The following is a 9672-nucleotide window of genomic DNA, read 5'->3' as shown; positions in this document are numbered from 1 at the left end:
GTGCCCTCGCACGGAAGCGGCCCGCCGTCACGCCCTGTCCGTTCAGTCCCTGCGCATGGACGGGAACTCGAAGCCGCCGTCGTCGCCGCCGGGCGGGGTCTGGCCCCCGTCCTCACCGCCGGGAGGGGTCTCCCCGCCCTCACCCGGAGGGGACTCGCCGCCGTCGTCGCCGTCCGACGGCCCCTGAGTGGCCGGTTCGGTGGCGAGCACGACGTTCACCGTGCTCCCGGGCGCCACGTTCTGCCCCGACCCCGGGTCCTGCCGGATGACCGTGCCGACCGGGCCCTCCGTGCTCGGCTCCTCGGAGAAGGAGGCGCTCAGGTCCCTCTGCGCCAGCGCCGACTCCGCGCCGTCGCGGGTCATGCCGACCAGGTCGGGCACCTGTACCTGGTTGGGTCCGGAGGAGATCAGCAGCGTGATGTCGGTGTCCGGCGCGACCGCCTCCCCGGCGGCCGGGTCGGTGCCGATCGCCTGGCCCTCGGGCACGCTGTCGTCCGCCCTCTGTTCGGAGGTGACGTTCTCGAAGCCCGCGTCGTTCAGGGTGCCGGTCGCGTCGGACTCGGACTGGCCCTGCACGGACGGGATCTCCAGGGCGTCCGGGCCGCTGGAGACGTACAGGACGATCTCCTCGTCCACCGGGACCTCGTCGCCGGCGGGCGGGTCGGTCTCGATGACCTGGCCCTCCTCGACGTCCTCGCTCGCCTGCTGCTCCGGGGTGACGTTCTCGAAGCCCGCCTCGCTCAGGGAGGACTGGGCCTCCGCGACGGTGGACCCCGCCACGTCCGGTACCGCGGCGGTCTGCGTCTCGGGATCCCCTCCCCCCAGGTTCATCAGCACGAACACCAGGATCAGGGAGGCGACCACGCCGACGCCCAGAAGGACCCACAGCGCGGTCTTGCCGCGGCCGTCCTTCCCGCGGTCGTCGTAGCGGTCGTCGTAGTCGTCGTCGTAATCGTCGTAGTCGTCGTACCGCTCGGCGGGCGCGGGCGGCATCGCCGTCGTGGCGCCGGCGGCGGCCATGGCCATGGTGCCCGCCTGGGTGGGCATCCCGGCCAGGCCGCGCTGGATGTCGGCGCGCATCTCGGCCGCGTTCTGGTACCGCTCCTCGCGGTTCTTGGTCATCGCCCGGAGGGTGACGTCCTCCAGCCAATGGGGGATCTGGGGGTCGATCTCGCTCGGCGGGACCGGCTCCTCCCGCACGTGCTGGTAGGCGATCGAGACGGGCGAGTCGCCCGTGAACGGCGGACGGCCGGTGAGCAGCTCGTAGAGCACGCAGCCGGTGGAGTAGATGTCGCTGCGCGGGTCCACCCGCTCGCCGCGCGCCTGCTCCGGGGACAGGTACTGGGCGGTACCGATCACCTGGGAGGCCTGCGTCATCGTCGCCTGGTTGTCGTCCATGGACCGGGCGATGCCGAAGTCCATCACCTTGACGTCGGCGTTGCGGGTCAGCATCACGTTCGCGGGCTTGATGTCGCGGTGGACGATCCCGTTGTCGTGGCTGTACTCCAGCGCCTTGAGGATGCCGTCGACCAGCTCCGCCGAGCGCTCCGGCAGGAGGCGGCGGTCGTCGTCCAGCAGCTCCTTCAGGGTCCGCCCGTCCACGTACTCCATGACGATGTAGGGGATGGACACCCCGTCGATCATGTCCTCGCCGGTGTCGTACACCGCGATGATGGCCGGGTGGTTCAGGGAGGCGGCGGACTGCGCCTCCCGTCTGAACCTGGCCTGGAAGACGTGGTCGCGAGCCATGTCGTGTCGGAGGGTCTTGATGGCGACGAGCCGGTCGAGACGCAGGTCGCGTGCGCGGTAGACCTCGGCCATGCCGCCGCGCCCGACGATGGTGTCGAGCTCGTAGCGTCCGCCGAGGAGCCGGGGCTGGGACATGTCGTGTAGTGATCCTCGTGTCTTCCGGAGGCCGCCCGCGGGCCGCCGCCTACCCTGAACGTCTCTCGCTCACGGTCTCTAGGTGGTGCCTACTTCTTCTCCGCCGCCGTTTCCGCCGCCGTTGTTACCGCCACTGCCGTCGTCACCGCCGTTGTTTCCCCCGCCGTTGTTCGGCGGGGGCTCCGGGGTCTCACCCGTGCCGGGGTCGGGCGGAGGGCTCTGGCCGCCCTCGGAGTCGTCGTCCTCACCGTCTTCGGGGGCGTCGCTCTCCTCGGCGTCCTCGTCCGGGGAGGGGCTCGGACTCCCCACCGGGTCCTGCGGCTGCGTATTCCAGCCGGTGTCGCCCTCCGGGGCCACGGGGACGTCCGCCGGGGCGGACTCCACGGGCTCCTCGGTCTCCTCCGGAGAGGAGGAAGGGCTCGCCGCGGGAGGGTCGACGGTGTCGCGCATGTTGCCCACCTCGGACCTCCCGTTGGACAGGAATCCGGCCACCACCGCGGCCGCGATGATGATCGCCGCGGCCGCGGCCGCGAGGATCACGGGCACGCTGACGCGGCGGCGCCGCTCCGGTGCCCCGGCCAGCCTAGCCGACGCGTCCTCCTGACCGGCGGCGGCGGTCGGCTGCCCCCCGGTCCGGTACGCCATCGAGCCGGAGCCGGGTCCGGTCACCGCTCCCACCACGGCGGTCTGCGCCATCCCCTGGAACCCGGTGGAGGGTGTGGGCGGACCGGTTCCGGCGTTGGAGCGGATCACCGCGGCCGTGTGCGCGACCTCGCTGGCCGACGCGGGCCGCTCCTCGGGCTCCTTCAACAGGAGGGAGGACACCAGGTGGTTGACGTCGTCGGGCACGTCCTCGGGCAGTTCCGGCGGCTCGTCGCGGGTGTGCGCCAGGGCCAGCGCCACCGGGGTGTCGCCGGTGAACGGCGGTGTTCCGGCCAGGCACTCGTAGGCCACCACGCCGAGGGCGTACAGGTCCGAGGAGGAGGTCGCGGGCCTGCCCGAGGCCTGCTCGGGGGAGATGTACTGGGCGGTGCCCATGACCATGCCGGTCTGGGTGAGGGTGACCGACATGTCGCCGCGGGCGATGCCGAAGTCGGTCAGCTTGAGCTGGCCGTCCGGGGTGACCAGCAGGTTGCCCGGCTTGATGTCGCGGTGCACCACGCCGCGCGCGTGCGCGGCGGCCAGGGCCTTGGCCGCCTGGTACACGAAGTCCAGGGTCTGGTCCGCGCTGAGGTGGCCCTGCTCGCGCAGGACCTGCGAGAGCGGTTCGCCGACCACGAGTTCCATGATCAGGAAGGCGCGGCCGTTCTCCTCGCCGTAGTCGTAGACCTGGGCGATCCCGGGGTGGGAGAGGCCGGCGGTGATCCGGCCCTCGGTGCGGAACCGTTCCCTCGCCGTGGGCTCGGCCATCTGGGAGGGGTGCAGCAGCTTGACCGCCACGGGCCGGTTGAGCAGGGTGTCGGTGGCCTTCCAGACCGTGCCCATGCCACCGGAGCCCACCTGCTCCTCCAGGCGGTAACGGTCGCTCAGAACGGTCCCGGTGAGGTCACCGGGACCGTTCTGGGAAGACGGTTCGTAGGCGCTCACTACTGAACCACTGCCTCCATCATCTGCCGGGCGATCGGCGCGGCCAGCTCGTTGCCGCTGCCGCCGCCGTACTCGACCACGACCGCGACCGCGACCTGCGGGTCGTCAGCCGGGGCGAAACCGATGAACCAGTTGTGGGTGGGGCTTCCGTCACCGGTCTCGGCGGTACCGGTCTTGCCCGCGACCTCCATGCCGGAGATGGCCGCGTTGGTACCCGAGCCGCCCGGGCCGGTCACCAGGGTCATCATCTCGGTGAGGGACTCGGCCGTGCTGGCGCTGACCGCCTGCGAGTAGCTCTCCGGGCTGGTCTGGGTGACCACGGACAGGTCCGAGTCGCGCACGGTGTCCACCGCGTAGGGCTTCATGACCTCACCCGAGTTGGCCACGCCCGCGGCGACCATCGCCATCTGGAGCGGGGTCGCCTGCACGTTGGACTGGCCGATGCCGGCGCGGCCCAGGATGTTGCGGTCGGTCTCCACCGGAGCGCTGCTCGGGATCACCGACAGCGGGACCGTCAACTCCTCCTCGCGGTTGAACCCGAAGGCGGTGGCCTGCTCCGACAGGGCCTCTCCGCCCATCTCGATGGCCCAGTTGGCCATCGAGGTGTTGCAGGAGATCTGGATCGAGTGCGCCAGGGTGTCGGGCTGGCCGCCGTTGCAGGTCCCGCCCGGGGTGGCGTTGGGCAGCGTGCCGCCCAGCTCCAGCACGTCGGGCGCCTCCTGGGTCGTCTCCGGGGTGGCGCCCAGGTGCTCCATGGCCGCCGCGGCGGTCACCACCTTGAACGTCGAGCCCGGCGGGTAGAACTCGTGGAGGGCCCGGTTGAGCAGCGGCTTGCGCGGGTCGGCCTCCAGCTCCGTGTAGTTGGTCACGGCCGCGTCGATGTCGGTGATGCTGACGACCTCGTTGGCGTCGTAGGACGGGTAGGACACCGCGCCCAGGATCGCCCCGGTGCTGGGGTCGAGCGCCACGGCCGCGCCGTTCTTGTCGCCTAGGCCCTGGAAGGCCTCGTAGCCCGCCTGCTGCACCTCCGGGTCCAGGGTGAGCTGGACCTGGGCGCCCTCGGGCTCGCGGCCGGTGATGATGTCGCGGAAGTTGCGCACCGCCAGCCGGTCGTCGCTGCCGTCGAGCAGCGAGTTCTCGGTGAGTTCGATGCCCGAGGCGCCGTAGGTGCGGAAGGAGCCGACGATCGGCGTGTACAGGCCGCCGCCCTCGTACATGCGCTGGAACTCCGCGGGCTCACCCTCGCCGGCGATGTTGTCCGAGTAGGCCACGTTGTCGTCCGCGACCAGGATGGGGCCGCGGGCCTCGCTGAGCCGTTCGGTGAACTGGCGCCGGTTGAGCGGGTCGTCCTTGATCGCCTGCGCCTGGAAGCCCTGGAGCCAGGTGACGTTGGCCATCAGGATCAGGATCAGGACGAAGGCGAAGATGCTGAGTCTGCGGATCGGTGTGTTCATCGTCGGATCACCTGTGTCGCGCCCTCGTCCTGGATGGCCTGCGGTGCTGGGCGCCTGGCGTTGTCACTGATGCGGAGCAGGATCCCCATCATGATCCAGTTCGCCAGCAGCGCGGAACCGCCCGCCGCCATGAAGGGCGTGGTCGAGCCGGTCAGCGGGATCACCCGGGTCAGGCCGCCCAGGACGATGAAGACCTGGTAGGCGAGAAGGAAGGCGACACCGCTGGCCAGCAGCTTGTTGAACGCGCCGGTGGTCGCGAGCGCCATGCGCATGCCGCGCTCCACCAACAGGCCGAGCACCATGAGGATGGCGAGCAGGCCGGTCAGGCCCAGCTCCTCGCCGATCGTGGCGAGGATGAGGTCGCTGTCGGCGGCGAAGGTGTCGTACAGGGCCCCCGCGCCGATGCCGGTGCCGAAGAGGCCGCCGTAGGCCATGCCCACCAGCCCCTCCACCAGCTGCTGGCTACCGCCGACCGCCTCGTACACCTCCTGGTCGAAGGCGTTGAGCCAGATGTTGACGCGGGCCTGGACGTGCCAGAAGAGCAGGTAGGCCACGAACGCCCCGGCCGCGAACAGGAGCAGGCCGATGGTCACCCACGAGGAGCGCTGGGTGGCCACGTACAGCATCGCCAGGAACGTGCCGAAGAGCAGCAGCGAGGTGCCCAGGTCGCGCAGGAGCACCAGCATGCCGATGGCCAGCACCCAGCCGACCAGGATCGGTGCCAGGTCGCGCGCCCGGGGCAGTTCGATGAGCGTGAAGCGGCCGATCTTGATCGGCTTGCCGACGATCTGGAGCACCTGGCGTTTGCTCATCAGATAGGACGCCAGGAAGATCACCAGGGCGATCTTGGCGAACTCCGACGGCTGCATGGTGAACGGCCCGATGCCGATCCACAGCCGGGCGCCGTACACCTCCTGGCCCAGGCCGGGGATGATCGGCAGGGCGAGGAGGATGATCGCGACCAGGCCGCTGACGTAGGTGTAGCGCTGGAGGACCCTGGGGTCCTTGAGGAAGATGATGATGAGGAAGCACAGGACCAGGCCGATCGCCGTCCACATCAGCTGCGAGCCGACCCCGGCGCGCTCGATGTCCTCGGCCTCGCCCGCCTGGATCCGCCAGATCATCGCCACGCCGATGCCGTTGAGGAACAGCGCACAGGGCAGGATCAGCGGGTCGGCGTAGGGCGCCACGAAGCGCATCGCCACGTGCGCGGCGGCGGACAGGGCCGCGAAGGTCAGGCCCACCGTCCACATCGCGCCGGGGACCTGGCCGTTGAGGTTGACGCCCGCGATCGCGATGCCCGCCATGGTGATGACGATGGCGAAGAGGATGAGGACCAGTTCGGCGTTGCGCCTCTTGACGGGTGGCAGCGCGGTGGGCGCCTCGGGTTCGGAAGCCTTACTCACGCGGGCTCACCCGGACCCTTCCCCGGTCCGGGCCCCGGCCGTACCCTCGCTCAGCACGTCCACGCTCGCCCGGGCGTCGTCCAGGCTCTCCGCGGGCAGGGTGTTCTCCACCGATCCGCGGTCGGCCTCCGAGAGCGAGTCCAGGGTGATCCCGGTCTCCTCCACCTCCTCCGACAGGCTGAAGCCCGCGATGTCGGTGTTGATGCCCTGGTAGATGCTGACGGTGTCCCCCGAGGGGGAGGGGCCCACGTAGTACTGGCTGTTCACGTAGCGGCTGCCGAAGTAGTACGTGGCCCCCGCGACGACGGCGACCACGACCAGGAACACCAGCACCATCGGCCACCAGCGCCTGCGGCGGTACTCGGGTTCGGGACGGCCCCGCCGGTCGGCCGGCGGGGCCTCGTAGTCGTCGTAGTCGCCGTTGTAGGACTCCTGGTAGGCGCCGCCCGAGGCGTAGGCGTCCGGGCCGGGCTCGTCACGGACGGGGTCCATCTCGGCGGTGTCGCCGGATCCCCCGCGCAGTTCCTGCGCCCGTCTGGCGGGTGTGTCGTTGCCCTGGTCGACGTTCTCGCGGCGCTGGTCCGCGGCGCCGACCACCTGGGAGGCGCGGGTGGGCCCCTCGCTGTCGGTCTCGGCCTCGATGACGTCGGCGACGACCGCGGTGATGTTGTCCGGGCCGCCGCCGCGGATGGCCAGCTCGATGAGCTTCTTGGCCGCGCTGCGCGGGTCGGCCTCGGTGGCGAGGGTCTCGTGGATGGTCTTCTTGCTGACCACGCCGGAGAGCCCGTCGGAGCAGAGCAGGTAGCGGTCGCCCGCCTTGGCCTCGCTGATGGAGATGTCGGGGTCGACCGGGCTCTTGCCGTCCAGGGCGCGCAGGATGAGGGAGCGCTGCGGGTGGGTGGCGACCTCCTCCTCGGTGATCTTGCCCTCGTCCACCAGGGTCTGCACCAGGGTGTGGTCGTGGGTGATCTGCTCGAAGCGGGGGCCGCGCATGAGGTAGGCGCGGGAGTCGCCGATGTGGATGAGCGCCACCCGCGGACCGGCCCAGAGCATGGCCGTCAGGGTGGTGCCCATGTTCTCCAGCTGGGGCTCCTCCATGATCCTGCGCGACAGGGAGGCGTTGGCCTGCTCGACGGCGCGCTGGAGCACCTCGGCCATCTCGTCGGACCGGGGCGGCTCGGAGTCGAGGCGGCGGATCGAGGAGATCGCGATGGAGCTGGCCACCTCGCCGCCGGCGTAACCGCCCATGCCGTCGGCGACCGCGAGGAGGTTCTGGCCGGCGTAGCCGGAGTCTTCGTTGCCTTCGCGGAGGCATCCTACGTCGGAGTACGCCGCGTATCGGAGAGCGATTGTCATTTGCGCAGTTCCAGGACGGTTTTGCCGATACGGATGGGCTGTCCCACCGTGATGGGCTGGGGGCGGTTCAGCTTCTGCTGGCCGAGGTAGGTGCCGTTCGTCGAGTTCAGGTCCTCCACGAACCAGCGGCCGTTGTCGGAGTAGACGCGTGCGTGGCGGCCGGACGCGTAGTCGTCGGTGATGACGAGGGTGGAGTCCGGAGCGCGTCCGATGAGGATGGGCTGCGACGCGAGGTCGACGCTGGTGCCCTTGAGCGACCCCTGGGTGACGACCAGGGCCGTGGGCTCGTTCCGGCGCGCGCGGGGCGGCCGGGCGGGCTGCGCCGACGAGTACGACGGGGAGGGGTCCCGGTCCCGGCGCGGCGCCGCCGGGCGCGGTTTCCTCCGGGGCTTCTTCTTGGAGCCGAAGAGATCCGTGCGGATCACACCGATCGCGGTGAGGACGAACAGCCAAAGCCCCGCGAGATACACGATCTTGATCAGTATGAGGGTCAAGTTGGACATCGAACTGCTCTTCAGCCCCTGTCGTGCTTCGGCCGGGATGGCGGTCATCTGCGCCGCCACCATGTCTGCCCACCTTCGGGTCGGTGAGTCTCGAGGTCGCTGGACGCGGCCTGCGGCCGCGGCCATTGTGCCCGATCGGTCAGGTCTTCGCGGAGACTACCCTCCCGGCCGGATATCCGACAGCGGGCCTGAGCCCGGCCCGCCCCTTGTCAGACGCCCGCGGAACCGCGTTGGTTTTCTGGTTCCACCGCGGGACGTCAGTCGCGGCGGAACGTCATGGTGGTGCGGCCGAGGCTGATCCTGCTGCCGTCCACCAGGCGGGCCTGCCTGACCTGCTGTCCGTTGACGAAGGTCCCGTTCGTCGAGCCCTTGTCCACGAGGATGGCCTCGTCGCCGTCCAGCCGGATCTCCACGTGGTGGCGGGAGACGCCGTTGTCGACCAGGCGCAGGTCGCAGTCGGTGCCGCGGCCCAGGAGGGTGACCGGGGTGGTCAGCTCGAAGGACTGCTGCATCCCGTGGCTGGCGATGGCGCCCTCGGCGGCGGCGCCGCCGGGGGAGATCAGCAGGCGCGGACGCCCGGCCTGCTGCTGGCCCCCGCTCGGCCCGGGGTCGCCGACGGGCTGGCGGACCTCGCCGTCCTTGCCGACCATGGTGCCGCGCACGACGCCGGAGCGGATGCGGAAGCGGCCGGTCTTGAGGCCTTCGTCGGACCTGAAGTGCACGCGGACCGGCCCGACGAAGGAGTAGCCCTGCTCCGTCGCGTAGTCGCGTGCCAGCTTGGACAGCTCCTGCCCCAGGCTGTCGGCGTAGACTTCGAGGCGCTCCTTGTCGCTGGTGGCCAGCTCGACGATGAAGTCGTTCGGGACCAGGGTGCGGCCCTGGGCGACGATGGCCGCCCGCTCGTCCATCTCACGCTGGACGGCGCTCGCCACCTCGACCGGTTGGAGCTCGGACTTGAAGGCCATCGCGAAGGTGCCTTCGATCATGCCCTCAAGCCTGCGCTCGAAGCGTTGGAGCACTCCCACGAGGTACCTCCCTTTGTACTCCACTTCGTATGTGTAGACGATCGTAACCGGGTAAAGGTGCCCCTGGTTTCAGGCGCACCCCCGGGACGGCCGCCCGGGGCCCCGGACCGGTGGTCCGAAAAGCGTGTGCGACCCACCTTCAGACCGTGCTAGCCTTATGCATGTCGCCAGGGGGAAACGGCCGAAAAGCCCGGTTCACCTGGCAACACAACTGAATGGCATGTCACTCGGGCGGGTGGCGGAACGGTAGACGCGCACGGTTCAGGTCCGTGTGTCCGAAAGGATGTGAGGGTTCAAATCCCTCCTCGCCCACGTTGCGCGGGTTGCTGCTCGCTAGCCTTCGGCTAGCTCGCGGCAGCCCGCGGTCTGTTTTCCGGGGGACGACCCCCGTACCCCCGGCTGGCGCGGATCGCTGCTCGCCAACCTTCGGCTAGCTCGCGGCAGCCCGCGGTCTGTT

7 protein-coding genes and 1 tRNA gene are annotated in these 9672 nt (G+C 70.3%); 1 reads left to right on the top strand and 7 read right to left on the bottom strand.

Annotated elements, in window-relative coordinates; translation table 11 throughout:
• Nucleotides 1-42 precede the first annotated feature (42 nt).
• The 7 genes from pknB to DQW06_RS15330 all read right to left on the bottom strand — a co-directional run bounded on the left by pknB (nucleotide 43) and on the right by DQW06_RS15330 (nucleotide 9209).
• The gene (gene pknB / locus DQW06_RS15360; protein WP_013156233.1) at nucleotides 43-1884 is read right to left on the bottom strand and encodes a Stk1 family PASTA domain-containing Ser/Thr kinase; all 1842 of its coding nucleotides are present in this window, start codon (nucleotides 1882-1884) and stop codon (nucleotides 43-45) included.
• 78 nt (nucleotides 1885-1962) lie between these two features.
• A complete protein-coding gene (locus DQW06_RS15355) occupies nucleotides 1963-3471 on the bottom strand; it encodes a serine/threonine-protein kinase (protein WP_117198757.1) in 1509 nt (502 codons plus the stop codon).
• Nucleotides 3471-4925, bottom strand: a complete 1455-nt coding sequence (locus tag DQW06_RS15350) for a penicillin-binding protein 2 (protein ID WP_013156235.1) — start codon at nucleotides 4923-4925, stop codon at nucleotides 3471-3473. Before DQW06_RS15350 ends, DQW06_RS15355 begins: the two co-directional genes overlap by 1 nt.
• Nucleotides 4922-6331 carry an FtsW/RodA/SpoVE family cell cycle protein gene (locus DQW06_RS15345; protein WP_117198755.1) on the bottom strand — a complete coding sequence of 470 codons (1410 nt, stop codon included), beginning with the start codon at nucleotides 6329-6331 and terminating at the stop codon, nucleotides 4922-4924. The genes DQW06_RS15350 and DQW06_RS15345 overlap by 4 nt, the downstream gene beginning before the upstream one ends.
• Nucleotides 6332-6337: 6 nt before the next feature.
• On the bottom strand, nucleotides 6338-7687 hold the full coding sequence (locus DQW06_RS15340; RefSeq protein ID WP_117198754.1) for a Stp1/IreP family PP2C-type Ser/Thr phosphatase: 1350 nt from the start codon (nucleotides 7685-7687) through the stop codon (nucleotides 6338-6340).
• A complete protein-coding gene (locus DQW06_RS15335; RefSeq protein WP_026338579.1) occupies nucleotides 7684-8238 on the bottom strand; it encodes an FHA domain-containing protein in 555 nt (184 codons plus the stop codon). Before DQW06_RS15335 ends, DQW06_RS15340 begins: the two co-directional genes overlap by 4 nt.
• A 209-nt stretch (nucleotides 8239-8447) precedes the next feature.
• Nucleotides 8448-9209 (bottom strand): DUF3662 and FHA domain-containing protein, encoded by a 762-nt coding sequence (locus DQW06_RS15330; protein ID WP_026338580.1) that lies wholly within the window; start codon nucleotides 9207-9209, stop codon nucleotides 8448-8450.
• Between the two features lie 235 nt (nucleotides 9210-9444).
• Between DQW06_RS15330 and DQW06_RS15325 the strand changes: the two genes are divergently transcribed.
• A tRNA-Leu gene (locus DQW06_RS15325) sits at nucleotides 9445-9527 on the top strand.
• Nucleotides 9528-9672: the final 145 nt, after the last annotated feature.

It is taken from the genome of Nocardiopsis sp. TNDT3, assembly GCF_003427465.1.
In the GTDB taxonomy this organism is placed as follows: Bacteria; Actinomycetota; Actinomycetes; order Streptosporangiales; family Streptosporangiaceae; genus Nocardiopsis; species Nocardiopsis dassonvillei.
Note: the sequence above shows the minus strand (reverse complement) of the source record. Positions and strands in the feature narration are given on the sequence as shown.